The organism is Kitasatospora sp. NPDC048298, assembly GCF_043201465.1.
Taxonomy (GTDB): domain Bacteria; phylum Actinomycetota; class Actinomycetes; order Streptomycetales; family Streptomycetaceae; genus Kitasatospora.
On sequence record NZ_JBICYZ010000078.1, the window covers coordinates 21998 to 47310 of the forward strand.

Consider the following 25313-nt stretch of genomic DNA (forward strand, 5'->3'; position numbering starts at 1 on the left):
GACAGCATGTCCAAACCGGAGCCTGAAGTTCACTCTCAGCCCATGTGGGGGTGGCCGTGGTGGGTCGGAGGGACGAAGGTCTCCTTGATCGACCTCGCCGAGGTCCAGCGCAGCAGGTTCTGCGCGGCGCCCGCCTTGTCGTTGGTGCCGGAGGCCCGGCCGCCGCCGAAGGGCTGCTGGCCGACGACGGCCCCGGTGGGCTTGTCGTTGATGTAGAAGTTCCCCGCGGTGAAGCGCAGCTCCTCGACGGCCTGGGCGATGGCGTAACGATCCTGCGCGATCACCGAGCCGGTCAGCCCGTACGGGGCGCCGGCGTCGACCCGGCGGAGCACGTCGTCCCAGCGGGAGTCCTCGTAGACGTGGACGGCGAGGATCGGGCCGAAGTACTCAGTCCGGAAGATCTCGCCGCGGTGGTCGGAGGAGACCAGCACGGTCGGCCGGACGAACCAGCCGATCGCGTCGTCGTACTGCCCGCCGGCCGCCAGTTCGATCGTCGGATCGGCCTTCGCCCGGTCGATGGCGTCCCGGTTCTTCTCGAAGGCGCGGCGGTCGATCAGGGCGCCCATGAAGTTGGACAGGTCGGTCACGTCGCCCACCGCGAGCGCGTCCACCTCCGCCAGGAAGTCGTCCTTGATCCTCTGCCAGAGGCTGCGCGGCAGGTAGGCGCGGGAGAGCGCCGAGCACTTCTGGCCCTGGTACTCGAAGGCGCCGCGGATCAGCGCGGTCCTGAGGATCTCCGGGTCGGCCGAGCGGTGGGCCAGCAGGAAGTCCTTGCCGCCGGTCTCGCCGACGATCCTCGGGTACGCGCGGTAGCCGCCGATGTTGGCGCCGATGGTCTGCCACAGCGACCGGAAGGTGGCCGTGGAACCGGTGAAGTGCAGTCCGGCGAACGCCGGGTCGGCCAGCGCGACCGGGGAGACCTGGAGGCCGTCGCCGGTCACCATGTTGATCACCCCGGGCGGCAGCCCGGCCGCCTCCAGCAGCCGCATCAGGTGGTACGCGGCCAGGGTCTGGGTCGGCGCGGGCTTCCAGACCACGGTGTTGCCCAGCAGCGCGGGGGCGGTGGGCAGGTTGCCGGCGATCGCGGTGAAGTTGAACGGGGTGATCGCGTAGACGAAACCTTCCAGCGGGCGGTGGTCGGTGCGGTTCCACACGCCGGGCGAGGAGATCGGCTGGTCGGCCAGGATCTGCCGGGCGAAGTGGACGTTGAACCGCCAGAAGTCGATCAGCTCGCAGGCGGAGTCGATCTCGGCCTGCTGCGCGGTCTTGGACTGGCCGAGCATGGTGGCCGCGTTGAGCGTCTCCCGCCAGGGGCCGGCCAGCAGGTCGGCGGCGCGCAGGAAGACCGCCGCGCGGTCGTCGAAGGAGAGCGACCGCCACTGCCGCCCGGCGGCCAGCGCCGCGTCCACCGCCGCCCGGGCGTCCTCCCGGGTGGCGTTGCCGAGCACGCCCAGCTTGGCGGCGTGGTGGTGCGGCTGGACGACGTCGATCCGCTCGCCGCCGCCGAAGCGCTGCTCGCCGCCGATGGTCATCGGCAGCGGGACCTGCTCGGCGGCCAGCTCGTCCAGCCGTCGCACCAGCCGGTCCCGCTCCGGGCTGCCGGGCGCGTACGCCCGCACCGGCTCGTTGACCGGGACCGGTACCTCGGTGACTGCGTCGATGGGCATGGCGGCTCCGTCCTGGCGGCTGGTCGGGTGTGACACCAGCCTGACCAGCCGGGGCCCGATCCGCCCGCTCAGACACGCGGACGGAGGACGTGGCGCCCGCCACGTCCGCCGTCCCCGGGCAGGCCCCGCGCGCTCAGCCGCTGATCCGGCCGGCCAGCTCCACCGCCTCGGCCAGGCTGTCCACCACCGGGACGCCGACCGGCTCCAGCTTCTCCCGGGTGTGCGAACCGCCGGTGTAGAGCACCGCGCGGGCGCCCGCGGCCAGCGCCGCCAGGGCGTCGTCCGCGGCGTCGCCGATCAGCACCGTACGGGCCGGGTCCACCCGCTCGCCGAGCGCGGCCAGGTGCCTGGTCAGGTGCTCCGCCTTCTGGCCGCCGGACGGGCCGCTGCGGCCGTCCACCCGCAGGAACCCGCCGGTCAGGTCGAAGGTGTCGACCAGCGGCACCAGCTTCTCGTGCTCGTACATCGACAGCAGCGACTGGCTGTTCCCCGCGTCCCGCCAGCCGTCCAGCAGCTCGCGCGCGCCCTCGGTCAGCCCGCAGGCCCGGCTGAGCTCCCGGTAGCGGTCGTGGAACGCGTCGTCGAGCCGCAGCCACTCCTCCGTGGAGGGCATCCGGCCGAGCAGGCGCTCGTAGAAGCGGGGGATCGGGATCTCGTACTGCTCGCGGTACTCCTGGAGGCTCATCGGCCCGACGCCGATGGTCGCGAACGCGGCGTTGCTCGCCCCGAGCACGGCCTCCATGTCGTGGAAGAGCGTGCCGTTCCAGTCCCAAACGATGTGAGTGCGCACGGGGTGAAACGGTAACCCGGACGGGCGACACGCCGGTAGGGCGGAACTCACGCGAGCAGGGCGGGGATCTCCTGGGTCGCGTACCAGAGCAGGTCGTGGTCCTCGGCACCGTCCACGGTGAACTGGGCGTCCTGGTCGCCCGCGTCGGCCGCGGCCACCGCCGCCACCGCCGCGGCGACGTCCGTGACCACCTCGTCGTCGGCCACGTCGGCGTGCACCGCGGCCGCCTTGGCCAGCCGCACCGGGCCGGCCAGCACCACCCGGCCGAGCGAGGCCTGGTCCTGGTACTCGTCACCCGGGAAGGGCCGCACCGACGCGTCGGCCACGTCCAGCGCCACCACGACCCGGCGGCACGGGGCCTGCGGGTCGGCGGCCAGCAGCCGCAGCGAGGACTGCGCGGCCCGGTTGAGCGCCGCGTACTCCAGCTCCTCCAGGTCGTCGCTGACGTACCACTCGCGCAGCGCGGGCGTCACGGCGTACGCGGCGGACTGCTCCAGGGCGCCGCCCTCGTGCGCCGCCGCCAGGCCGGTCAGGGTGGTGGGCACGTACACGCGCATCGGTGGCACTCTCCGGTTCGTCCAGCGGGGTTCGTCCAGCGGCACAGATTCTCCAGCGCCCCAAGAATAAGCGCCGCGGGGACGCCCGTGATCACCTCCGGTCCGGGGGCGGACGCTCACCGCTGTCGTGGAGCGCCTCCCGGCTGGTGCGCAGGGCACTCTCCAGGACGGCGCCGCGGCGGGCCGGGTCCATCATGTTCGGGCCCATCACCGCGAGGTCCGCCAGGGTCGGCGCGAGCAGCCGCACCCGGACGCCCTCGGCCCGCAGCAGCGCGGCCTCGCGCAGCAGCTGGCGGGTCACGGCGTGGCGGTAGCGGCTCACCAGCTGGGCGAGCACGCCGCGCGGGCGGTCCCGGGCGCGCCACTCGCGCAGGGCGGCCAGGGTGTCGCGGCCGGGCCCGCCCGGCCCCTGGCCCTGCTCCTCCTCCTCTTGCGCCCGCTCCTGCTCCTGCTCCTGCCGGGCGGCCCGCCCCGCGCCGCGGTCCAGCCGCAGGGCCATCGGGGCGAGCACGTACACCTCGTCCAGCCCCCGGCCGAGCATCAGGTCGGCGTTGGTAGCGGACCAGCAACCGCCGTCCACGTACGCCGAGCCGTCCAGCCGCACCGGCGCGAACCAGCCGGGGATCGCGCAGGAGGCCATCACGGCGTCGGGCATCGGGACGGCCGGGGCGCCCGGGTCGCCGAAGACCACCCGGCGGCCGCTGCGGTAGTCCACGGCCACCGCCCGCAGTGGCGATCCCCCGCCGCCGGGCTCCGGTGGCCCGTCCCCGTCGGGCGGCCCGTCGGGGACGAGCAGGCCGCGCACCAGCTCGCCGACCGGCGCCAGCGAGCCGCGGCCGTGCGGCGCGATCGCCGAGACCATGGTCAGCAGCGGGTACTCGCGCGGGTGCCGGACGGCGTCGCGCAGCAGGCCGGGCGAGCCGATCCCGGCCCGGGGGCGGGGCGGCAGCGCGCCGCCGACGGCGGAGTCGTAGTCGAAGGCCACCCCGGCCAGCGGGCCCTCGGTGATCGGCAGGCCGCGCTGGTGGTCGCGCAGCTGCTCGGGGCGGACGCCCCCGGCCAGCATCGCGGCGAGGACCGCGCCCGCCGAGGTACCGAGCAGGACGTCGGCCCCGTCGGACCGCCGTCCGGTGGCCTCCTCGACGGCGCACAGCGCGCCGACCGTCCAGGCCGCGCCGAGCATCCCGCCGCCGCCCAGCACCAGGCCGTACCGGGGAGCCCCCGCGGCGGGCGGGGCGGTACCCGCGGCCGCCGGGGCCGGCGTCACCCGTGTCGTCATACCGGCCGCCCCTCGTCGTGGGAGCCCGGCCGTCCGCTCCCGGTCAGGCTCCGATGGTGCGCGCCGGGCCGGTACGGCGCAATGCGGCGGCCGGGCGCCGCCACCCGGTCCGCCCAACCGGAGCGTCCCCTTTAGGACCGTACGGCCCGTCCCCGCACGTCAACCGGGCGCCCGCGGACGGCCCGTCCGCCCCGTCGCCACACTGGCCGCCTCACCCGGATAGGTGAATTCGAAAGCCCGCCCCCACCGGCTCGGAAACCCGTTGCCGCCGCACGCGGGCCGCCCCCAGCCTGATCCCGTCCGTACCCGCACCACCCAGTCCAGGAGCCACCCCCGTGACCGTCCGCTGCACCGCCCACGCCAGCGCCCAGCCCACCGCCCGCCTCGGCTCCGACCTCGACGCCCGGATCACCGCCCGCCCGCACCGCCGACCGCGCGGCGCCACCGGCTGCGACCCGGCCGGCCGCCGACCGCGCCACCCGCGCTCCGCCTGCACCGGCGCGCCCGCGCCCGGGCCCGACCCCGGCGCGCTGGCCGCCCGCTTCGCCCACCGGCTGGTCGAGGTGCTCACCGGCGCCCGGCCCTCCGGCCAGCTGGTGCGGCACACCAGCCTGGCCGGCTACGGGCAGCTCGCCTCACTGGTCCGGGCCGGCGCCCTGCGCCGCGGCGGCCCCGCCGACCGCCCCCGGCTCGGGCCGGTGCACGACCGCTCGCCCTCACCGGACGCGGTCGAGGCCTGCGTGCGGGTCGACCTCGGCCGGCGGCACCACATGGTGGCCTTCCGGCTGGAGCAGCGCGGCCCGGCCGGGCAGTGGCAGTGCACCGCCGTGGAGGCCCGGTGAGCACCCCGTCGCACCCCCGGCGGTACGGAACGGCGCAGGGCGCCGTCCCGGTCCGGGAACGGCGCCCTGCGTGGCGTCCTGACTGGTGTCCGGCGGCCGGCTCAGCCCTTGCGGCGGCGGCCCTTGGCCGACTTGGCGGCCTTGCGGCGCTCGGCGCGGGTCAGCCCGTCACCCTCGTCCTCCGGCGCGAGGTCCTCGAAGTCGCCCTCGATGACACCGCCGCCGACCTCGTCCGAGGGGGCCGTGTAGTGCAGCCGCTGCGGCTTCGGGGCCTCCAGGCCCTTGGCCTTGATCTCCGGGCGGGCGGCGTCCTTCTCCAGCTTGTCGAGCACCACCTGGGCGTCCTCGACCGGGACCTCCTCGACCTGCTGCTCGACCTGGACCTCCAGGTTGAACAGGTAGCCGACGGACTCCTCCTTGATGCCCTCCATCATCGCGGTGAACATGTCGAAGCCCTCGCGCTGGTACTCGACCAGCGGGTCGCGCTGCGCCATGGCCCGCAGGCCGATGCCCTCCTGGAGGTAGTCCATCTCGTAGAGGTGCTCGCGCCAGCGGCGGTCCAGCACCGACAGCACGACCCGGCGCTCCAGCTCGCGCATGATCTCCTCGCCCAGCTGGTCCTCGCGGGCGCCGTACTGCGCCTGGATGTCCTCCTGGATGGACTTGATCAGGAGCTCGGGGCTCAGCCCGGCCCGGCCGCCGGCCTCGTCCTCCAGCTCGTCCAGGTCCAGGGTGACCGGGTAGAGCTGCTTGAGCGCAGTCCAGAGCTTGTCCAGGTCCCAGTCGTCCTCGTAGCCCTCGCCGGTGGCCGCACGAACGTACGCCTCGACGGTGTCGTCCATGAAGTGGCCGACCTGCTCCTGGAGGTCCTCGCCCTCCAGCACCCGGCGGCGCTCGCCGTAGATGACCTCGCGCTGGCGGTTGAGCACCTCGTCGTACTTGAGGACGTTCTTGCGGATCTCGAAGTTCTGCTGCTCGACCTGGGTCTGCGCGGAGGCGATGGCGCGGGTGACCATCTTGGACTCGATCGGCACGTCCTCGGGCACGTTCGCCATCGAGAGCACGCGCTCGACCATGCCGGCCTTGAACAGGCGCATCAGGTCGTCGCCCAGCGACAGGTAGAAGCGGGACTCGCCCGGGTCACCCTGACGGCCGGAGCGGCCGCGCAGCTGGTTGTCGATCCGGCGGGACTCGTGCCGCTCGGTGCCGAGGACGTAGAGGCCGCCGGCCTCCTTGACCTCGTCCTGCTCGGCCTTCACCGAGGCCTTGGCCTTCTCCAGCGCGGCCGGGAAGGCGGCCTCGTACTCGTCCGGGGTGTCCGTCGGGGTCAGCCCGCGCTGCGCCAGCTCGGCGGCGGCCAGGTGGTCGGAGTTGCCGCCCAGCATGATGTCGGTGCCGCGACCGGCCATGTTGGTGGCGACGGTGACGGCGCCCTTGCGGCCGGCCTGCGCGACGATCTGCGCCTCGCGCTCGTGGTGCTTGGCGTTCAGCACCTCGTGCGGGATGCCGCGCTTGCGCAGCTCCTGCGACAGGTACTCGGACTTCTCGACCGACACGGTGCCGACCAGCACCGGCTGGCCCTTCTCGTGCTTCTCGGCGATGTCCTCGACCACGGCGGCGAACTTGGCCGGCTCCGACTTGTAGATCAGGTCGGGCTGGTCGATGCGCAGCGGCGTCTTGTTGGTCGGGATCGGCACCACGCCGAGCTTGTAGATCTGGTGGAACTCGGCGGCCTCGGTGGTGCCGGTACCGGTCATGCCAGCGAGCTTGTCGTACAGGCGGAAGAAGTTCTGCAGGGTGATGGTGGCCAGGGTCTGGTTCTCGTTCTGGACCTCCACCCCCTCCTTGGCCTCGATCGCCTGGTGCATGCCCTCGTTGTAGCGGCGCCCGGCCAGGATGCGGCCGGTGTGCTCGTCGACGATCATGACCTCGCCGTTCATCACGACGTAGTCCTTGTCCCGCTTGTACAGCTCCTTCGCCTTGATGGCGTTGTTCAGGAAGCCGACCAGCGGGGTGTTCACCGACTCGTAGAGGTTGTCGATGCCCAGGTAGTCCTCGACCCGGGTGACGCCCTCCTCGAGGATGCCGACGGTGCGCTTCTTCTCGTCGACCTCGTAGTCGCGCTCGATCTTCAGACGCATCACCAGCTTGGCGAAGTCGGCGTACCACTTCGTCGCCTGGTCCGCCGGGCCGGAGATGATCAGCGGGGTGCGGGCCTCGTCGATCAGGATCGAGTCGACCTCGTCGACGACCGCGAAGTTGTGGCCGCGCTGGACGAGCTCGTCCTGCGACCAGGCCATGTTGTCGCGCAGGTAGTCGAAGCCGAACTCGTTGTTGGTGCCGTACGTGATGTCCATCCCGTACTGGCGCTTGCGCTCGACGGGCGTCATGCTGCCCAGGATCACGCCGACTTCGAGGCCCAGGAAGCGGTGCACCCGGCCCATCCACTCCGAGTCGCGCTCGGCGAGGTAGTCGTTGACGGTGATCAGGTGGACGCCCTTGCCGGTCAGCGCGTTCAGGTACGCGGGCAGGGTGCCGACGAGGGTCTTGCCCTCACCGGTGCGCATCTCGGCGACGTACCCGTAGTGCAGGGCGGCGCCGCCCATCAGCTGGACGTCGTAGTGGCGCTGGCCGAGCACGCGCTTGGCGGCCTCACGGACGGTGGCGAACGCCTCGGGGAGGATGTCGTCCAGGCTCTCGCCGTCCGCGAGCCGCTGCCTGTACTCGTCGGTCAGTGCGCGCAGCTCGGCGTCGGTGAGGTTGACGAAGTCCTCTTCGATGGAGTTGACCTGGGCGGCAATCCGCTGCAGCTTGCGAAGGATCTTGCCCTCGCCGGCGCGCAGGATCTTGTCGAAGACGGACACGTGAGCGGGCTCCTTGCCTGTATTGGCACTGGACGACTGCACGGCGGGTCCACCCCACCGCACGGGCCATCGTATGCGAGGAGTCCAACCCCCCGGGAGGTGCGTCAGCACGGTATTCCCGTGTCACCCGCGCGAGCACATGGCCAGATAGCACCGTCCACCGGGACAAATCGGTCGGCGGGCCGGAGAGTTGGCCCCCTGCGGGACCGGCCGGATATTCGGATGCCCGCTTTCCGGCACCGGCGAATAATCCGTTCATGGAAGAAACCAGTACCGAAGCTGTCACCCTCACCACCGAGCGGCTCGTCCTGCGGGCCCCGCGGGAATCGGACATCGACGCGGTCTTCGCCGCCTGCCAGGATCCCGAGATCCAGCGCTGGACGGTCGTTCCCTCGCCGTACCGGCGCGAGGACGCGGAGTTCTTCGTGCGCGATCTCGCGATCGACGGCTGGCGCACCGGAGCGAACCGGATCTGGTGTGTGTTCGAGCGCGAGTCCGGCGCTCTGGTCGGCTCCCAGGGCCTCGTCCTGCGCCCCCAGGACCCGGGCTGCGCCGAGATCGGCTGGTGGGCCGTGAAGGAGTTCCGCGGGCGCGGCTACACCACCGAGGCCGCCCGCGCCGTCTCCCGCTTCGGCCTGCGGGAGCTCGGCCTGCGCCGTCTGGAGTGGCAGGCCTACGTCGGCAACGAGGGCTCCCGTGCGGTCGCCGGGAAGGCCGGCTACCGCTTCGAGGGCACCCTGCGCTCGTACGCGGAGCAGCGCGGCGTCTTCCACGACGCCTGGATCGCCTCCCTGCTGCCCTCCGACCTGGACTGAGCCCGCGGCCCACGGCCCACGGCCCCTCCCCTCGGCCCGATCCGGGCCCGCGCTGTCAGTGCCCCGGGCTACGCTCGCCGGCATGACCGCCGCTGACCCCCGCCCCGCCCCCGTCACCGTGCTCAGCGCGGACGACGCCCGCCGGATCGCGCTGCGCGCCCAGGGCCTGCTGGGCGCGCCCGACCGCCGCGGCGGGGTGCGCGGGGTGCTGCGGCACCTGGGCGCCGTCCAGCTGGACACGATCTCGGTGCTGGCCCGCTCGCACGAGCTGGTGCCGTACGCCCGGCTCGGCGCGGTCGGCCGCCCGGCCGTCGAGGCGGCGTACTGGGGCGGCGGCACGACCTTCGAGTACTGGTCGCACGCGGCCTGCATCCTGCCGGTCGAGGAGTGGCCGCTGTTCGCCTTCCGGCGCCGCCGCTACCGCGACCGCGGCCACCTCTGGGGCGGCCGGGTCGAGCCCGGGACGTACCGCGCCGTGCTCGACAAGCTGCGGGCCGAGGGGCCGTTGACCTCCACCGAGCTGGGCGGCGCCAAGAAGACGGCCGAGTGGTGGGACTGGTCCGACACCAAGATTGCGGTCGAGCGGGCGCTGGCCTTCGGCGAGGTGGTCTGCACCGAGCGCCGGAGCTGGAAGCGGGTCTACGCACTGGCCGAACAGGCCGTCCCGGACGCCCTGTTCGGGCAGGACCGGTCGGACGAGGAGTGTGTGCGCACCCTGGCCGCCCAGGCCGGCGCGGCCCTCGGCGTGGCCACCCGGGCCGATCTGCTGGACTACCACCGACTGCGCGCCGAGCAGTTGGACCCGGTGCTCGCCGACTGCGGGCTCGTCCCGGTCGAGGTGGCCGGCTGGGGCCCGGACGGCGCCCCGGCCCCGGCCTGGGCCGACCCGGCCGCCCTCGCCACCGCCCCGCGCGGGCGCCACCGCACCACGCTGCTCTCGCCGTTCGACTCGCTGGTCTGGGACCGCCCCCGCACCGAGCGGATCTTCGGCATGACGCACCGGCTGGAGGCCTACACGCCCAAGCACAAGCGGGTGCACGGCTACTTCGCGATGCCGCTGCTGACCGGCGGCCGGTTGGTCGGCCGGGTCGACCCTGCCCGCGAGGGCCGCACCCTGGTCGCCCGGCAGGTCTCGCTGGACGGCCGCGGGAGCGGCGCCCGGCACCTCGATGCGCTCGCGACGGCACTGCGCGAGGCCGCCTCCTGGGTCGGCTGCGACGAGGTGCGGGTCGGGGCGCTGCACGACGAGCGGCTGCGCCCCGCCCTGGAGAAACTGCTGGCGGACCGCTAGGACCGCCAGCAGCACCCCCAAGTCCCGCCCGGCTCACCCTATTTCGAGGATCTTCTCCCGCATCGCGTACACCACGGCCTCCATCCGGGAGTGCAGCTGGAGCTTCTCCAGGATGTTGCGGACGTGGTTCTTCACGGTGTTCTCGCTGATGAACAGCTCCTTGGCGATCTCCCGGTTGTTCATGCCGGTGGCCACCAGCTTGAGCACCTCCAGCTCCCGGTCGGTGAGCCGGGGCGCGGGCACCAGGTCCCGGTCGTCAGAGCGGCGCTGGATCATCGACTTGAACTCGGTGAGCAGCTTGGAGGCCATCGAGGGGCTGATCTGCGACTGCCCGTCGGCGACCGCGCGGATCGCGGTGGCGACCTCGTCGGTGGAGATCTCCTTGAGCAGGTAGCCGGTGGCCCCGGCCTTGATCGCCTCGTAGAGGTCGACCTCCTCGTCGCTTATCGTCAACATGATGATCTTGGTGCTGGGCGCCACGTCCTTGATCGCCGTACAGGCCTCGATCCCGCTGCGGCGCGGCATCCGGACGTCCATGAGGATGATGTCGGGCAGCAGGTCGGCGGCCTTCAGCACGGCCTCCGCGCCGTCCCCCGCCTCGCCGACGACCTTGATGTCCGGCTCCTCCGCGAGGACGATCTCCAGCCCCCGGCGGAACAGCGCGTGGTCGTCCACCACCAACACACGGATCGGCTCACCCCGGTGCGGCTCGTACGCGGGCTCGTCCTCCGCCCCCGACGGCAGCCCTGGCCCGACCCCGGGCCCCAGCCCGAAGTGATCCCCCATCCGCTCCTCCCCCTTCGCGGGTCGTCGTGCGCCAATCATTCCACGCTCCGACACCGCCACGGTCACCCTCCGATGCCGATTCCCCCGCATCGGGTGACCCCTGTGCCCGGGACGCGGCCCCGTTCGCGACGCCCCTCCCCGAACGCCGGTGACCCCGGCGGCCACGGCCGCCGGGGTCACCCCTCCATCGCTCCTCGGACGGTCAGTCCTCCTCGTCGGACCCGCCGATCGCCCCGCCCGCCCCGCCGCCCGGCCCGGCCGCGAGGTCGGTCTGCAGGTGGATGACGCCGTAGTGGTAACCGTGCCGGCGGTAGACCACGCTCGGCAGGCCGCTGTCCTTCTCCACGAAGAGGTAGAAGTCGTGGCCGACCAGCTCCATCTCGTAGAGCGCCTGGTCCAGCGCCATGGGGGCGGCCGGGTGCGTCTTCTCCCGGACCACCAGCGGGCCTTCGCCCTCCACTTCCAGGGATCCCATCATGGTCTTGCGGACGGCGCCGTTCGTCGCGCCCTCCGGCGCCGTCGTGTCCGGCAGCGCGGCCAGGGCCGCGGTCGCCGCGGCGACGCTGATCGGGGTGCGGCCGTTCGCGCCGCCCTTGTGCACCCGACGCCGGTCCGCGGACTTGCGCAGCTGCGCGTCGAGCTTCGCCGAGGCCAGGTCGAGCGCCGCGTACGGGTCAGCGGCGGCGGCTTCGGCCCGGATGACGGGGCCGCGGCTGCGGAGAGTGATCTCCACCCGATCGGAGCGGTCGGCCTGCCGCGGATTGTGCTCCTTGGACACCTCGACGTCGAGGCTGATGGCCTTGGCGTCGAACTTCTGGACCTTCTCCAGCTTCTCGGCCACGTGCTCGCGGAACCTCTTGGGCACCTCGGTCTTGCGGCCCTTGACGACGATGTCCACGCAGAACTCCGATCCCTCGTGCTGACGCCGATCCGGGTGCTACCGGACCGGACTGAGACCCAGCTGGACCAGCCCATCCACTGCCGGCCCCCCGCCCCCCGCCGCCAGCGGCGGGAAACGACTGGCCCTCACCTCACTTCCTCCCCACCAGGGACGGTTGAAACCCCCTGGGCCTTATCGAACACCTCACACGGGTTTTTCGCCTCCTCAGCCGATAAGGAGGGTATGACCCGATAATGCGGTCGGGCGGTCAAGCTGGTGCACCCTGTCTACCCTCTGGCGGATGAAGTATGGGTAAATACCTCGACAACGCCCCCCATACGGCGCATTGTGTGCTGACTCTCCGTGTCTGCCGCCGCCAGGAGCAGCCGTGCCGCCGTCCCCCACCCCCACCCGTCCGCCGTCCGCCCAAGGGCCGTTCGGCCACGCGCTGGCCGGGCTGCTGGACGTCCTGCTGCCCGCGGACTGCGCCGGCTGCGGCAGCGAACGCACCCAGCTCTGCCCGGCCTGCCGGCGCGCGCTGGCCACCGCCCGGCCCGCCCCCACCCTGCTGCCCTGGACGCACGCGGCCGCGCCGTACACCGACCCGGTCCGCCAGTTGCTGCTCGCCCACAAGGAGCGCGGCGCGCTACGGCTGGCCGGGCCGCTGGGCGAGGCCCTCGGCCGGGCGGTGCGCTCCGCCCTGGGCGCTCGGGCCGGGGCGGCTCCGCTGCTGCTGGTCCCGATGCCCTCGGCGCGCTCGGCCGTCCGCGCCCGCGGGCACGATCCGACGCTGCGGCTGGCCGGGGCGGCCGCCCGCTCGCTGCGCCGGTCCGGCCTGGACGTCCGGGCCGCCCCGCTGCTGCGGCACGCCCGGCCGGTGGCCGACCAGACCGGGCTGAACGCGGCCGAGCGGCGCCGTAACCTGCACGGCGCGCTCACCGTGCTGCCGCGCGCCCGGACCGGGCCGACGGGCCTGGCCGGCCGTCACCCGGTGCTGGTGGACGACCTGGTGACCACCGGTGCCAGCCTCGCCGAGGCCGCCCGGGCACTGGCCGACGCCGGGCTGCCGGCCCGGGCCGGCGCCACGGTCGCGGCCACCGTGCACCCGGCGGGCTGACCACCGCCGCGGCCGCGGCCTGCCCGGGCGAGCCGACGGCCCCTCCCGGACGCGCCGTCAGCAGGGCGGCGCGCCATCAGCCCGCGCGCACCGTCAGCCCGCGTAGAGGAAGGACCGGGGCTTGTCGATCAGCGAGGCTTCCCGCCACTGGTGGTTGACCAGGCGGAAGGCCTTGAGCTCGCTCGGCTTCCCGTCCGTCTGCTTGACCTCGCCCATCGCGAGCACCGGCGGCGTCTGGGTCAGGCTGTCCGCCCGGGACTCCGAGGCCGCGACGGTCTGCATGGTCTCGGCGCTCTGCAGCTGGGTGTCCGTGCTCTGCGAGCCGTCGGTGCTGATGTAGTACAGCTGCTGGGTCCGGTCGGCCTCCTTGCCGAGCACCACCAGCTGGTCGGCCTCCGCCCAGGACACCGAGGCGACGTCGGTGAGCGTCGGGGCGGCCTGGCGCAGCCCGGTGATCTTCACGGTGGGCGCCTGCGGGGTGCCGCCGTGCACCACGAGTCCGAACCGCAGCGAGCGGCTGGTCACCCCGGGGGTCTTGAGCACCAGGGCGACCCGGACACCGTCCGAGGCGATCTTCATCCCCTGCACGGTCTGCCCGGTCAGCAGCCCCTCGACCGGCACGGTGTACGACTTGGCACCGCGCACCATCACCACCCGGGGACCCTGCTTGTTGCGGTCCACCACCCAGAGGTCGCCGCGGCCGTCCCAGCTGGGCGAGGCGAAGCCGTCCTCCTTGTCGCCGCCCTTGGCCGGCGAGGTGAGCACCGGCTCGCCCATGGCCACCGTGCTGTCCGACAGCGGCAGCGAGTAGACCTGGTGGCCGTCCTCGCTGATCGCCGCGGCCTGGGTGCCGCTGCGGCTGACCGCGAAGGCGCCGAGCGGCGGCTTGGTGTTCGACTGCGGCTTGCCGAGGATGCCGCGGACCGGGTCTCCGGGGCGTCCCTCGTCGGTCGCCACCAGGGCGCCGTCGGCACGCTGGTAGTACTGCGTCGCGGACGACGGCCCGACCAGGGCACCGGGGCCGACGAGCGGCTCCTCGCCGCGGCGGACGGTGCAGGACCCGCGCTGCCCCTTCAGCTCCAGCTTGTCGAGGCCCTTGCCCTGGTCGGCGAGGGTGTAGAAGAGCTGGTTCGCCATCCGCCGGCAGGCCGTCGTCTCGCCGAGGTCGGTGGAGCCGAGCTGCACGTGGGCGGTCTTGCTGTCGTCGATGGTCACCCGCTCGACCCGGACACCGCTCGGGAACGCCGTCCGGACCGACGCCTGCGAGAGCCATGTCGAGGGCCCGTCGGCCACCGCCTGGGCCGCCGAGGTCAGCGGGTCCGTCCGGCGCCGCAGGTAGATCGGGTCGGCGACCAGCACCTCCTGGCCGGCGTTCCCGGAGGCCGCCGCCGACGAATCGGGCATGGTGTAGAAGAACCGCTCGACCTGCCGGAAGCTGTTCCGGAAGTTGGTCTCGTTCATGATCACGCCGGGCGGCAGCTTGTCGATCCGCCACTCGCCGTCCTTCCGGACGAAGGTGAAGGGCGACGAGACGTTGTTCTGCCCGGTGACCAGGTCGAACGAGTGCTTCTCGTCGACGCTGGCGACCAGCTGTCCGGTCACCGACACCGAGACCGTGTCCGCGTCGGTGACGTCCGGGACGTCCGGGATGGTCGTGGACGAGAGCACCCGGAGCTCCGCCTCCGGCTTCCACTCCGCGGCGGCGCTCTCGGTGAGGTACTTGCGCGCGGTGTCGTACCCCTCGTCGGCGGTCACCGCGTCCAGGAACCCGGTCAGCAACTCGCGCGGCTTGGCGCCCTTCCCGGGCGCCACCGGGTAGACCCGGGCCTGGAGGTTCTTGTCCGCCGAGCCCTGGGACAGCTCCACCTTGGTGATGCCGCCGGAATCCGGCATCGCCGCGCAGCCGCTCGCCACCAGGGCGCCGAGCAGCCCGCCGACCGCGGCGAGGAGCCGCGGCTCAGTCCTGTTGCTCGTCCTTCGCACGCTGCGACCCCTCCGCGTCCGTCGTCCCGCCCGTCACGTCCGGCTCCGCCGTCCGCTGCGCCACCGACGGCCGTCCGGCCGTCGGGTCCACCATGACCTGGGCGCCGGTGGCCCCGTACCCGGCGGCCGTCCGCACGTCCGAGGGGTCCGCGCGCGGTCCCTCGGGCATCCGGCGCCGGCCCAGCCCGGGGCCGATGTTCAGCACCCCGCCGAGCCCGCTGCCGAGGCTGCTGCCCGCGCTCTCCGGCGTCTCCGCCTGCTCGTCGACGACGGCCGACGCCGTGGCACCGGACGGGCTGATCGCCCGCCGGTACGGCGTGCCCTGCGCGCCCAGCCCCCGGTTGTTGCGGGAGTCCTCCGGCTCCAGCCGGAACGGCGCCCGGGTGATCTCGCCGCCGCGGGTGCGCGGCAGGGTGAGCCGGAAGTGCGAGCCGCCACCGGGCTCGCCCCAGGCCTGGAGCCAGCCGCCGTGCAGGTGGGCGTCCTCGACGGCGATCGACAGGCCGAGGCCGGTGCCGCCGGTGGTCCGCACCCGGGACGGGTCGGCCCGCCAGAAGCGGTGGAACACCCGGGACGCCTCGCCCGGCTTGAGGCCGATGCCGTAGTCGCGCACGCCGACCGCGACCGCGCCGTCCGCCGAGCCCAGCCGGACCACCACGTCGCGGCCCTCGCCGTGCTCCAGCGCGTTGACCACCAGGTTGCGCAGGATCCGCTCGATCCGGCGGGAGTCCACCTCGGCCAGCACCGGCTCGCCGTCGCCGCGGATCACCACGGCGCTGCCCTTGGCCTGCGCCAGCGGGTCGGCGGCCTCGACCACCCGGGCGACGATCTCGCGCAGGTCGACCGGCTCGGCGTCCAGGATCGCGGCGCCCGCGTCGAAGCGGCTGATCTCCAGCAGGTCGGCGAGCAGCGACTCGAAGCGGTCCAGCTGGCCCTGCAGCAGCTCCGCCGAGCGGGCCGCCATCGGGTCCAGGTCCTCGCGGCTGTCGTAGATGAGGTCCGCGGCCATCCGGACCGTGGTCAGCGGGGTGCGCAGCTCGTGCGAGACGTCCGAGACGAACCGCCGCTGCACCCGGGACAGCTCCTCCAGCTGGCGGATCTGCGCCTGGAGGGCGTTGGCCATCCGGTTGAAGGACTCCCCGAGGCGGGCGATGTCGTCCGTCCCGGTGACCTTCATCCGCTCTTCCAGGTGCCCGTCGGCGAGCCGCTCGGAGATCCCGGCGGCCATCCGGACCGGGGTGACCACCTGGCGCACCACGACCCAGGCGATGCCGCCCATCAGGATCACCACGAAGACCCCGGCGGTGGCCAGGGTGCCGGTGACCAGGTTGAGGGTGTCGGTCTCCTGGCCGAAGGAGAACACGTAGAACATCTGGTACGGCGTCCCGGCCGGGCCGTCGAACTGCATGCCGAGGGCCAGCCCGGGCTCGGACTTGACGTCGCTCCCGGGTGATCGGTAGATCCGGGTCGGCTGGTCGAACATCTGGTTGGGCTCGGCGAGCAGCTTGGCCCGCAGGGAGTCCGGGATGCTGCTGGGCTGGATGTCGCCCGAGTAGCGCGGCGCGAAGCCCGCGGTGTCGGGGACGACGGCACCGGTGCCGGGGGCCATCGCGATCACCGAGTAGACCGTCTGCCCGCTCCCGGCCAGGTCGTTGACCTGCCGCAGCAGCCAGGTGCCGACCTCGCCGACCGTCGGGTCCGCGGTGCCCCGCAGCTTCTGGTCGTTGGCCTCGTCGATCTTCTTCTGCTCGACCTGGAAGCCGATCCGGGCCTGCGCGCGGGCGGCGTCCGTCTTGGTGCCGAGCAGGCCGTTGCGCACCTGCGCCACCACGACCACGCCCAGCACCACGACGACCGCGATGGACGCCAGCAGGGACACCGCGACCACGCGCAGCTGGATCGACCGGCGGTACAGCGCGGCCACCCGGTGCGTGGGGCGGCGCAGCTGACGCTTCACCAGTGCGGCCACCGCGGAAAGGCCCCGTCGGCGGCGGGTGGTCGAACTCAGCACGTCGCCGCGCACGGCCCCGGCCCCGTCGGTCGCGGAACCCGACGGGGTGTCGTCTGCCCGGTCCGTCACGTCAGCTGGGTCCGGCCTTGTAGCCGACGCCACGGACGGTCACCACGATCTCGGGGCGCTCCGGGTCCTTCTCGATCTTGGACCGCAGTCGCTGCACATGGACGTTGACCAGGCGGGTGTCCGCCGCGTGGCGGTAGCCCCAGACCTGCTCCAGCAGCACCTCGCGGGTGAACACCTGCCAGGGCTTGCGGGCCAGCGCGACCAGCAGGTCGAACTCCAGCGGGGTCAGCGGGATGCCCCGGCCGTCCCGCTTCACCGAGTGGCCGGCCACGTCGATCACCAGGTCGCCGATGGTCAGCTGCTCGGGCGTGGGCTCCTCGGCGCGGCGCAGCCGGGCGCGCACCCGGGCCACCAGCTCCTTGGGCTTGAACGGCTTGGTGACGTAGTCGTCAGCGCCCGACTCCAGGCCCACCACGACGTCGACCGTGTCGGTCTTCGCGGTCAGCATCACGATCGGGATGCCGGACTCCGCCCGGATCTGTCGGCACACGTCGATGCCGTCCCGGCCGGGCAGCATCAGGTCGAGCAGGACGAGGTCGGGCTTGGTCTCCCGGAACGCTGCTAGCGCCCTGTCCCCATCCGCAACGAAAAACGGCTCAAAACCCTCACCACGCAGCACGATGCCGAGCATCTCGGCCAGTGCGGAGTCGTCATCAACGACGAGGACGCGTCCCTTCATGCGTCCATCTTCTCATTACCGGATTGTGACCTGCCGCACAGCAGTGCCAATGCTCCAGAACGGCCAACTCCCCCACCGGTGCATTCCGGCCATACCGGGCGAATGTGCCCGCCGGGACGGCCCGCGGCCCCTCGCCGGCCCCGCCACGGCCCCCCACCCGGCACGGCACGGAGGACCGTTGCCGATCAGCAACCGGATCGCCATGGGGCCGAATTCCGGCCCCATGGCACGATGGGCGCTGCGCGCGGGCGGAAGATCCGTTCGCAGTCGCGCCCGTGACGCCCTCCGAGGAGCAGTGATGACCGACACCCCGGGCTGGGCCTCGCCCAGCTCGTCCGAGCCGCCCCGCGACGACGCCCGGCCCCCGGCCGACGCGCCCGCCGCCGTGCCCGGGCCGTCGGCACCACCGCAGGCCACCCCCGGCTGGACCGGCCCGGCCGGCGCCCCCGGACCGCAGTGGGGGCAGCAGTGGGGGCAGCAGCCTCCCGGCGGCCACCGCCCGTACGGCTGGGGCGCCCCGGCCGGCCCCAAGCCCGGCGTCATCCCGCTGCGCCCGCTGAGCTTCGGCGAGCTGCTGGACGGTGCCGTCACCACCGTGCGCCGGCACTGGCGCACCGCGCTCGCGCTCTCGCTCGGCCTCGCCGTGGTCGCCCAGGCCGGCAACGTCCTGGTCAACCTGCTGGTCAAGGGCAAGACCGGCGAGGCCACCCAGAGCCTGCGACTGCTGGCAGGCCTGCCGCTGGAACTGCTGCTCAACGTGATCGCCACCGCGCTGCTCACCATCGTGGTCAGCCGCGCCGTCCTCGGCCGGTCGGTGACCGCCGGGGAGGCCTGGCGCGACGCCCGTCCCCGGCTGCTGCAGCTGCTCGGGCTGACCCTGCTGACCGCGCTGATCGGCCCCGGCGTGACGCTGCTCGGCTTCACCCCGCTGCTCGGCTACCTCGCCGCCGGCCAGGACACCCCCGCGATCGTCGGCCTGCTCACCCTGGTCGGCCTGCTGACCGTGCCGGTCGCCGTCTGGCTCTACATGCGCTTCAGCCTCGCCGCCCCCGCCCTGATGCTGGAGAAGCAGGGCGTGCTGACGGCGATGTCACGCTCGTGGCGCCTGGTCCGCGGCGCCTGGTGGCGGGTCCTCGGCATCAACCTGCTGGGCCACGTGCTGGCGCTCGTCGTCGCGATGGTCGTCGTGGTCCCGTTCCAGTTCCTCGGCCTGGCGCTGGGCTTCGAGAGCCTCAACGACCAGGGCCTGCCCGACAGCGCCGACCGCGGCATCGCCATGGTGCTGCTGCTCGCGGTCGCCGGGATCATCGCCGGCACCTTCACCACCCCGTTCATCGCCGCCGTCGGCGTGCTGGTCTACATCGACCAGCGGATCCGCCGCGAGGCCCTGGACATCGAGCTCGCCCGCGCGGCCGGCCTGTCCGAGCACGACGGCACCGGCCGGGGCGGACCGGGCGACCCGAGCCTGGCGAGGCGCTGAGCCGGATGCCTGACTGGGGGGAAGGGCTCCTCGCCGCGGGCGGCGCACCGGTCACCGTGCCACGGGACCCGGCGCGCGAGGCCGCCCGCGACGAGCTGCTCGACGCGGAGTACCACAAGCACGACCCGTCCGTCCTGAAACGGATCACGGACTGGGTCTACGACCACATCGCCAGGGCGCTCGACAGCATCTCCGGCGGCGGCGCCACCGGCACCACCGGACTGATCCTCTTCCTGATCGTCGCGGTGCTGATCGGCGCCGCGCTCTGGTGGCGCCTCGGCGCGCCCCGCCGCGCCGCCCGCACCGTCCAGGACGTGTACGGCGCCGACGGCCCGCGCAGCGCCGACCAGTACCGGGCCGACGCCGCCGCACACGCCGCCGCCGGACGCTGGACCCAGGCCGTCCGCGAGCAGATGCGCGCCCTGGTGCGCGGCCTGGAGGAGCGCACCCTGCTCGACACCCGCCCCGGCCGCACCGCCGACGAGGCCGCCGCCGAGGCCGGCCGGGCACTGCCCGAGCACGCCGCCGCGCTGGCCGCGGCCGCCCGGACCTTCGACGACATCGCGTACGGCGAGCGCACCGCCGACCAGGACGCGTACCGGCTGCTGCACGAACTCGACCGGACGCTGGAGCGCACCCGCCCGGTCCTCACCCCCGACGCCGCCGGCGCTCCCGCGTCGACCCCGGCCCCGGCCTCGACCCCGGGAGGAGCGGCATGACCGGCACCGTCCCCGCCCCCGAAGCCACGGTCCCCGGAACACCCGCCGGCGCCCCGACCAGCCTCTCCCCCACCGCGCGCGGCCTGTGGCGCCGCTCCCGCTGGTACCTGGCCGTCCTCGCCGCCCTGCTGATCGGCGCCGCCGCCGTGTCCAGCCTCGGCGAGGACCGCCGCTACCCGCCGCTGGACCCGCGCTCGTACGACCGCGACGGCACCCACGCCGCCCTCGCCCTGCTCGAACGCCAGGGCCTCAAGGCCGAGTTCACCACCGACCCGACCACCGCCCCGGCCGGCCAGGACACCCTCGTCCTGCCCGAGCCCGACCTGCTCAGCCCCGCCCAGCTGCGCGCCGTCGCCGCCGCCCGGCACCGGCGGCTGGTGCTGGTCGCCCCCGGCCCGGCCGCGCTCACCACGCTCGCCCCCGGCATCCGGCTGTCCGACGACGCGGGCGGACCGCCGTACGCCGCCGTCCGCTCCACCCCCGCGGAGTGCTCGCTCACCGAGGCCGTCCGGGCCGGCAGCGCCCAGCAGGGCGGCATGCTCTACACCAGCGGCAGCCGCGGCGAGGGCTGCTACCCGCGCGGCCACGGCTACCCGCTGGTCAGCCTCCCGGCCGCCGACGGCGACCGCGACGTCATCGTGCTCGGCAGCGGCAGCTTCCTGCACAACAGCGAACTGGCCAAGGACGGCGACGCCTCCCTCGCGCTCGGCCTGCTCGGCTCGCAGCCCCGCCTCACCTGGCACCTGCCCGACTACTCCGTCCCCGTCCCCGACGACGCCCGCACCAGGACCTTCGAGGACTACCTGCCGAGCGGCTGGGGCTGGGCCACCCGCCAGCTCGCCGTCGCCGCCGTGCTCGCCGCCCTCTGGCGCGGCCGCCGGCTCGGCCCGGTGGTCAGTGAGAACCTGCCCGTGGTGGTCCGCGCCGCCGAGACCACCGAGGGCCGCGCCCGCCTGTACCGCCGGGCCAAGGCCCGCGGCCGCGCCGCCGAGGCGCTGCGCTGCGCCACCGCCCACCGCCTCGCCCCCGCCCTGGGCGTCCCGCTCCGGGCCGGCGCACCCGACCCCGACGCGCTCTGCGTCGCCGTGGCCGACCGGCTGCCCGACCGGCCCGCCGGGGACGTCCGGGCCCTGCTGTACGGCCCGCCCCCGACCGACGACGCCGCGCTGCTGCGGCTCGCCGACGACCTCGACGCCCTCGAAAGGCAGGTACGGAACCCGTGACCGACCAGGCAACCGCCCAGCTGCGCTCCGTCCCCGGCACGGCACCCGCCACCCCCGCCACCGACCCGCGCGCCGCGCTGACCGCCCTGCGCGCCGAGATCGGCAAGGCCGTGGTCGGCCAGGACGCCGCCGTCACCGGCCTGGTCGTCGCCCTGCTCTGCGGCGGCCACGTGCTGCTGGAGGGCGTCCCCGGCGTCGCCAAGACGCTGCTGGTGCGCACCCTGTCCACCGCGCTCAGCCTGGAGACCAAGCGCATCCAGTTCACCCCCGACCTGATGCCCGGCGACGTCACCGGCTCGCTCGTCTACGACGCCCGCACCGCCGAGTTCTCCTTCCAGCCCGGCCCGGTCTTCACCAACCTGCTGCTCGCGGACGAGATCAACCGCACCCCGCCGAAGACCCAGGCCGCCCTGCTGGAGGCCATGGAGGAACACCAGGTCACCGTGGACGGCGTACCGCGCGCGCTGCCCGTCCCGTTCCTGGTCGCCGCGACCCAGAACCCGGTCGAGTACGAGGGCACCTACCCGCTGCCCGAGGCCCAGCTGGACCGCTTCCTGCTCAAGCTGATCCTGCCGCTGCCCGACCGCGACCAGGAGTTCCAGGTGCTCTCCCGGCACGCCGCCGGCTTCGACCCGCGCGACCTCGGCGCGGCCGGCGTCCGCCCGGTCGCCGGGCCCGAACACCTCGCCGCGGCCCGCGAGCAGATCGCCCGGCTGACCGTCTCCCCCGAGATCCTCGCCTACATCGTCGACCTCTGCCGGGCCACCCGGCAGTCCCCGTCGCTGTCCATCGGCGTCTCCCCGCGCGGCGCCACCGCCCTGCTCGCCGCCTCCCGCGCCTGGGCCTGGCTGGCCGGCCGCGACTACGTCACCCCGGACGACGTCAAGGCGCTCGCCCTGCCCACCCTGCGGCACCGGGTCGCGCTGCGCGCCGAGGCCGAGATGGAGGGCGTCACCGCCGACTCCGTCATCCAGGCCGTCCTCGCCCAGACCCCCGCGCCGCGCTGACCCCGGCGCACCCCGCCGCACCGCACCACCGCCCCCGTTCCGGCCCTCCGGCCGACGGACTTTCGACTCACCGGTCCCAGACCCACGGGCTTCCGAAGGAGCGCACCGCATGGCCCTCACCGGGCGAACCGCCCTGCTCGCCGCACTCGGCGCGCTCGTCGTGGGCCTGCTGCTGCCGTCCTGGACCGGGATCGGCCTGGTCACCGGGGCGGTGCTGATCGCCGTCGTGGTCGACCTGGTGCTCGCCGCCCCCATCCGCGGCCTGCGGTTCGGGCGGGGCGGCGACACCACCGTCCGGCTCGGCGAGCCCGCCACCGTCGAACTGACCGTCACCAACCCCTCCGGGCGACTGCTCCGGGGCCTGGTGCGCGACGCCTGGGCCCCGTCGGCCTGGCGCCCCGGCACCGCCGAGACCGCCTCCCGGCACACCCTGGCCCTCCCCGGCGGCGAACGGCGCCGGATCACCACCGTGCTCGCCCCCACCCGCCGCGGCGACCACCACGCCCACCGGGTGACGGTCCGCTCGCTCGGCCCGCTCGGCCTGGCCGGCCGCCAGGGCTCGCACCTCGTCCCCTGGACGGTCCGCGCCCTGCCCCCGTTCGCCAGCCGCAAGCACCTGCCCTCCCGGCTCGCCCGGCTGCGCGAACTCGACGGCCGCACCTCGGTGCTGACCCGCGGCCAGGGCACCGAGTTCGACTCCCTGCGCGAGTACCTGCCCGGCGACGACGTCCGCTCCATCGACTGGCGGGCCAGCGCCCGCCGCAACACTGTCGCCGTCCGCACCTGGCGCCCCGAACGCGACCGGCACATCCTCGTCGTCCTCGACACCGGCCGCACCTCCGCCGGCCGGGTCGGCGACGCACCCCGCCTGGACGCCGCCCTCGACGCCGCCCTGCTGCTCACCGCCCTCGCCACCCGGGCCGGCGACCGGGTCGACCTGCTCGCCCACGACTCCCGCAAGCGCGTCGCGGTCGCCGGCAGCTCGGCCCACGAGGTGCTGCCCGCGTTCACCAACGCGATGGCCGGCCTGGAACCCGCGCTCCACGAGACCGACATGCGCTCGCTGGTCGCCACCGCGCTCAAGATGGCGCCGCACCGTTCGCTCATCGTGCTGCTCACCGGCCTCGACGCGGCCCCCGTCGAGGACGGCCTGCGCCCGCTGCTGCCGATGCTCACCAAGCGCCACGAGGTCGTCCTCGCCTCCGTCGCCGACCCCCAGCTGGACGTCCTCGCCGCCGGGCGGGGCACCCTGGAGGCGGTGTACGGCGCGGCGGCCGCCGAGCAGACCCGCGCCGACCGCCGGGCCACCGCCGAGCGCCTCACCCGCCACGGCGTCACCGTGCTGGACGCCCCGCCGGCCCGGATCGCCCCAGCCCTGGCCGACACCTACCTCGCGCTGAAGGCCGCCGGCCGGCTCTGAGGGCCGCCGGTCAACTCTGAGGGCCCCGACAAACCCATCAGCCCGTCCGACGTTCCTTCAGGCCCGTGTTCAGCCGGGCGGCCTGACGGGTCAGATAGTCACGCTCGGCGAGCGTGGGGGCCTTGTGCGCCGCCACCGCGTACAACCGGGCCGCCATCGCCAGGTCCCCGTCGCGCTCGTGGAGGTACGCCGCCACCGCCGCGTACCTCGGCAGCGCCTCGTCCAGCTCCGCGAGCTCCCTCAGCCCGGCACGCGGCCCGTCCGCCTCACCGACCGCCACCACACGGTTGAGCCGCACCACCGGACTCCCGGTCAGCCGGACGAGCTCGTCGTACCACTCGACGATCTGCACCCAGTCCGTCTCCTCGGCGGTCGGTGCGTCGGCGTGCAGCGCCGCGATGGCCGCCTGGGCCTGGAACTCGCCCAGCCGGTCCCGGGCCAGCGCCGCCTGGAGGATCCCGATGCCCTCGGCGATCAGCCCGGTGTCCCACCGGCCGCGGTCCTGCGCGGCCAGCGGCACCAGCGCACCGTCGGGCGCCGTCCGGCCGGCCCGTCGGGCGTGGTGAAGCAGCATCAGGGCCAGCAGTCCGGCCACCTCGGGGTGGTCGATCACCGCCGCGAGCTGCCGGGTGAGCCGGATGGCCTCGGCCGCGAGGTCGACGTCCCCGGAGTAGCCCTCGTTGAAGACCAGGTAGAGGACCCGGAGCACGGTGGCGACGTCCCCCGGCTGATCGAACCGGACCCCGGAGACGGTGCGCTTCGCGCGGCTGATCCGCTGCGCCATGGTCGCCTCGGGCACCAGGTAGGCCCGGGCGATCTGGCGGGTGGTCAGCCCTCCCACGGCCCGCAGGGTCAGCGCCACCGCCGAGGAGGGCGTCAACGACGGGTGGGCGCACAGGAAGTAGAGCTGCAGCGTGTCGTCCACGGCGGCCGTGGGCCCGGGCTCCGGCTCCCGGTCCACCAGGTCCTCCCGGCGCCGGCGGGCGGCGTCCGACCGGGTCGCGTCCAGGAACTTGCGCCAGGCCACGGTGACCAGCCAGCCCTTGGAATCGCGCGGCTGCTCGGCGGGCCAGAGCCGCACCGCCTCGACCAGCGCCTCCTGCACGGCGTCCTCGGCCGCCGCGAAGTCTGCTCCGCGGCGGACGAGGACGCCGATGACGCTCGGGGTGAGGCTCCTCAGCAGGGCCTCGTCCATCGGAGCGGTCACTCCGTGATGGTCGGCGGCATGGCCAGGAACGGCCGCAGTTCCAGCCACTCGTGGATCGGCTTGCCGCCGGCCCCGGGGGCGGCCGACAGTTCCCCGGCCAGCTCGACGGCGCGCTCGTAGCTGTCCACGTCGATCACCATCCAGCCGGCGATGAGGTCCTTGGTCTCGGCGAACGGACCGTCGGTGACCGGCGGCCGCCCCTCGCCGTCGTACCGGACCCACGTCCCCTCCGGCGCGAGCGCCTGACCGTCGACGAACTCGCCGGTCTTCTCCAGCCGGTCAGCGAAGTCCTGCATGTACGTGATGTGCGCCGTGACCTCCTCCGGCGTCCACTGGTCCATCGGCACGCAGTTCACCGCGTCCGGGGCACCCCGGTAGTGCTTCAGCAGCAGGTACTTGGCCATCGTCTTCTCCTCGGTCCTCGGAGCCGGTGCGCCCCATTGTGGGCTGCTCGCACCCCGGGGACGGTGCCAGGCACGGGTTCTCGACATGGCCGGCCAAGATCTTTTCGACCCTCTGCCGCCGGTTGGGCCCGGAAATGCGAAAAGCCCCTGATCCGAATGGATCAGGGGCTTTTCAGAAGAATTGTTCGGCGGCGTCCTACTCTCCCACAGGGTCCCCCCTGCA

The 25313-nt window shown here is 73.9% G+C and carries 21 protein-coding genes; 9 read left to right on the forward strand and 12 right to left on the reverse strand.

The features are described 5' to 3' along the window. Positions 1–35: 35 nt before the first annotated feature. The 4 genes from pruA to ACGF0D_RS37320 form a co-directional block, all read right to left on the reverse strand. Positions 36–1661, reverse strand: coding sequence for an L-glutamate gamma-semialdehyde dehydrogenase (gene pruA, locus ACGF0D_RS37305; RefSeq protein ID WP_392881349.1), 1626 nt, complete (start codon positions 1659–1661; stop codon positions 36–38). 139 nt (positions 1662–1800) lie between these two features. Continuing rightward, positions 1801–2457 (reverse strand): HAD family hydrolase, encoded by a 657-nt coding sequence (locus tag ACGF0D_RS37310; protein ID WP_392924093.1) that lies wholly within the window; start codon positions 2455–2457, stop codon positions 1801–1803. A gap of 47 nt (positions 2458–2504) precedes the next feature. Beyond that, on the reverse strand, positions 2505–3014 hold the full coding sequence (locus ACGF0D_RS37315; protein WP_392880869.1) for a DUF6912 family protein: 510 nt from the start codon (positions 3012–3014) through the stop codon (positions 2505–2507). A gap of 91 nt (positions 3015–3105) precedes the next feature. After that, entirely contained in the window at positions 3106–4293 is a 1188-nt protein-coding gene (locus ACGF0D_RS37320) for a patatin-like phospholipase family protein (protein WP_392924095.1), read from the reverse strand. 335 nt (positions 4294–4628) lie between these two features. Here ACGF0D_RS37320 and ACGF0D_RS37325 point away from each other — a divergent pair, with 335 nt between their 5' ends. Further along, a complete protein-coding gene (locus tag ACGF0D_RS37325) occupies positions 4629–5135 on the forward strand; it encodes an Rv3235 family protein (protein ID WP_392924097.1) in 507 nt (168 codons plus the stop codon). Between the two features lie 101 nt (positions 5136–5236). Here the strand turns inward: ACGF0D_RS37325 and secA are convergent, their stop codons facing one another. Further along, on the reverse strand, positions 5237–7999 hold the full coding sequence (gene secA / locus ACGF0D_RS37330; protein WP_392880860.1) for a preprotein translocase subunit SecA: 2763 nt from the start codon (positions 7997–7999) through the stop codon (positions 5237–5239). A 257-nt stretch (positions 8000–8256) separates the two neighbouring features. On the opposite strand from secA, the gene ACGF0D_RS37335 reads away from it, so the two are divergent. Both ACGF0D_RS37335 and ACGF0D_RS37340 read left to right on the forward strand, forming a co-directional pair. Further along, positions 8257–8814 carry a GNAT family N-acetyltransferase gene (locus ACGF0D_RS37335; RefSeq protein ID WP_392924100.1) on the forward strand — a complete coding sequence of 186 codons (558 nt, stop codon included), beginning with the start codon at positions 8257–8259 and terminating at the stop codon, positions 8812–8814. 82 nt (positions 8815–8896) lie between these two features. Next, entirely contained in the window at positions 8897–10105 is a 1209-nt protein-coding gene (locus ACGF0D_RS37340; RefSeq protein ID WP_392924102.1) for a winged helix-turn-helix domain-containing protein, read from the forward strand. 33 nt (positions 10106–10138) lie between these two features. Here ACGF0D_RS37340 and ACGF0D_RS37345 read toward each other — a convergent pair whose 3' ends face one another. Continuing rightward, a complete protein-coding gene (locus ACGF0D_RS37345; RefSeq protein ID WP_392924105.1) occupies positions 10139–10891 on the reverse strand; it encodes a response regulator in 753 nt (250 codons plus the stop codon). A 202-nt stretch (positions 10892–11093) separates the two neighbouring features. Then, positions 11094–11789 carry a ribosome hibernation-promoting factor, HPF/YfiA family gene (hpf, locus tag ACGF0D_RS37350; protein ID WP_392880848.1) on the reverse strand — a complete coding sequence of 232 codons (696 nt, stop codon included), beginning with the start codon at positions 11787–11789 and terminating at the stop codon, positions 11094–11096. Between the two features lie 370 nt (positions 11790–12159). Between hpf and ACGF0D_RS37355 the strand changes: the two genes are divergently transcribed. After that, entirely contained in the window at positions 12160–12888 is a 729-nt protein-coding gene (locus tag ACGF0D_RS37355) for a ComF family protein (protein WP_392924108.1), read from the forward strand. A 93-nt stretch (positions 12889–12981) separates the two neighbouring features. Here the strand turns inward: ACGF0D_RS37355 and ACGF0D_RS37360 are convergent, their stop codons facing one another. The 3 genes from ACGF0D_RS37360 to mtrA are packed head-to-tail and all read right to left on the reverse strand — an operon-like array spanning position 12982 to position 17630. Continuing rightward, the gene (locus tag ACGF0D_RS37360; protein ID WP_392880842.1) at positions 12982–14871 is read right to left on the reverse strand and encodes an LpqB family beta-propeller domain-containing protein; all 1890 of its coding nucleotides are present in this window, start codon (positions 14869–14871) and stop codon (positions 12982–12984) included. Further along, positions 14846–16951 carry an MtrAB system histidine kinase MtrB gene (gene mtrB / locus ACGF0D_RS37365; protein ID WP_392924111.1) on the reverse strand — a complete coding sequence of 702 codons (2106 nt, stop codon included), beginning with the start codon at positions 16949–16951 and terminating at the stop codon, positions 14846–14848. The genes ACGF0D_RS37360 and mtrB overlap by 26 nt, the downstream gene beginning before the upstream one ends. A 1-nt stretch (position 16952) precedes the next feature. After that, the gene (gene mtrA / locus ACGF0D_RS37370; protein WP_030247322.1) at positions 16953–17630 is read right to left on the reverse strand and encodes an MtrAB system response regulator MtrA; all 678 of its coding nucleotides are present in this window, start codon (positions 17628–17630) and stop codon (positions 16953–16955) included. A 298-nt stretch (positions 17631–17928) separates the two neighbouring features. Here mtrA and ACGF0D_RS37375 point away from each other — a divergent pair, with 298 nt between their 5' ends. The 5 genes from ACGF0D_RS37375 to ACGF0D_RS37395 all read left to right on the forward strand — a co-directional run bounded on the left by ACGF0D_RS37375 (position 17929) and on the right by ACGF0D_RS37395 (position 23479). Next, positions 17929–19110 (forward strand): glycerophosphoryl diester phosphodiesterase membrane domain-containing protein, encoded by a 1182-nt coding sequence (locus ACGF0D_RS37375; protein WP_392924114.1) that lies wholly within the window; start codon positions 17929–17931, stop codon positions 19108–19110. 5 nt (positions 19111–19115) lie between these two features. Further along, positions 19116–19829, forward strand: a complete 714-nt coding sequence (locus ACGF0D_RS37380; RefSeq protein WP_392924116.1) for a DUF4129 domain-containing protein — start codon at positions 19116–19118, stop codon at positions 19827–19829. Next, complete coding sequence (locus tag ACGF0D_RS37385) at positions 19826–21052, forward strand: DUF4350 domain-containing protein (protein WP_392924119.1); 1227 nt, start codon at positions 19826–19828, stop codon at positions 21050–21052. The genes ACGF0D_RS37380 and ACGF0D_RS37385 overlap by 4 nt, the downstream gene beginning before the upstream one ends. Beyond that, entirely contained in the window at positions 21049–22059 is a 1011-nt protein-coding gene (locus ACGF0D_RS37390) for an AAA family ATPase (protein WP_392880827.1), read from the forward strand. The genes ACGF0D_RS37385 and ACGF0D_RS37390 overlap by 4 nt, the downstream gene beginning before the upstream one ends. A gap of 109 nt (positions 22060–22168) precedes the next feature. Next, entirely contained in the window at positions 22169–23479 is a 1311-nt protein-coding gene (locus ACGF0D_RS37395) for a DUF58 domain-containing protein (RefSeq protein ID WP_392924122.1), read from the forward strand. Between the two features lie 37 nt (positions 23480–23516). On the opposite strand, the gene ACGF0D_RS37400 is transcribed toward ACGF0D_RS37395, so the two are convergent. Both ACGF0D_RS37400 and ACGF0D_RS37405 read right to left on the reverse strand, forming a co-directional pair. Further along, on the reverse strand, positions 23517–24674 hold the full coding sequence (locus tag ACGF0D_RS37400; protein WP_392924124.1) for an RNA polymerase sigma factor: 1158 nt from the start codon (positions 24672–24674) through the stop codon (positions 23517–23519). 8 nt (positions 24675–24682) lie between these two features. After that, the gene (locus tag ACGF0D_RS37405) at positions 24683–25090 is read right to left on the reverse strand and encodes a YciI family protein (protein WP_359908576.1); all 408 of its coding nucleotides are present in this window, start codon (positions 25088–25090) and stop codon (positions 24683–24685) included. Positions 25091–25313 lie beyond the last annotated feature (223 nt).

What these genes read in the sequence shown, in the direction of transcription:
- ACGF0D_RS37340 (WP_392924102.1), top strand. Translation starts at nt 8,897, where the DNA reads ATGACCGCCGCTGACCCCCGCCCCGCCCCCGTCACCGTGCTCAGCGCG.
- mtrA (WP_030247322.1), bottom strand. Translation starts at nt 17,630, where the DNA reads ATGAAGGGACGCGTCCTCGTCGTTGATGACGACTCCGCACTGGCCGAG.
- ACGF0D_RS37395 (WP_392924122.1), top strand. Translation starts at nt 22,169, where the DNA reads ATGGCCCTCACCGGGCGAACCGCCCTGCTCGCCGCACTCGGCGCGCTC.
- ACGF0D_RS37380 (WP_392924116.1), top strand. Translation starts at nt 19,116, where the DNA reads ATGCCTGACTGGGGGGAAGGGCTCCTCGCCGCGGGCGGCGCACCGGTC.
- ACGF0D_RS37375 (WP_392924114.1), top strand. Translation starts at nt 17,929, where the DNA reads ATGACCGACACCCCGGGCTGGGCCTCGCCCAGCTCGTCCGAGCCGCCC.
- ACGF0D_RS37335 (WP_392924100.1), top strand. Translation starts at nt 8,257, where the DNA reads ATGGAAGAAACCAGTACCGAAGCTGTCACCCTCACCACCGAGCGGCTC.
- ACGF0D_RS37320 (WP_392924095.1), bottom strand. Translation starts at nt 4,293, where the DNA reads ATGACGACACGGGTGACGCCGGCCCCGGCGGCCGCGGGTACCGCCCCG.
- ACGF0D_RS37400 (WP_392924124.1), bottom strand. Translation starts at nt 24,674, where the DNA reads ATGGACGAGGCCCTGCTGAGGAGCCTCACCCCGAGCGTCATCGGCGTC.
- ACGF0D_RS37405 (WP_359908576.1), bottom strand. Translation starts at nt 25,090, where the DNA reads ATGGCCAAGTACCTGCTGCTGAAGCACTACCGGGGTGCCCCGGACGCG.
- ACGF0D_RS37315 (WP_392880869.1), bottom strand. Translation starts at nt 3,014, where the DNA reads ATGCGCGTGTACGTGCCCACCACCCTGACCGGCCTGGCGGCGGCGCAC.
- ACGF0D_RS37385 (WP_392924119.1), top strand. Translation starts at nt 19,826, where the DNA reads ATGACCGGCACCGTCCCCGCCCCCGAAGCCACGGTCCCCGGAACACCC.
- ACGF0D_RS37345 (WP_392924105.1), bottom strand. Translation starts at nt 10,891, where the DNA reads ATGGGGGATCACTTCGGGCTGGGGCCCGGGGTCGGGCCAGGGCTGCCG.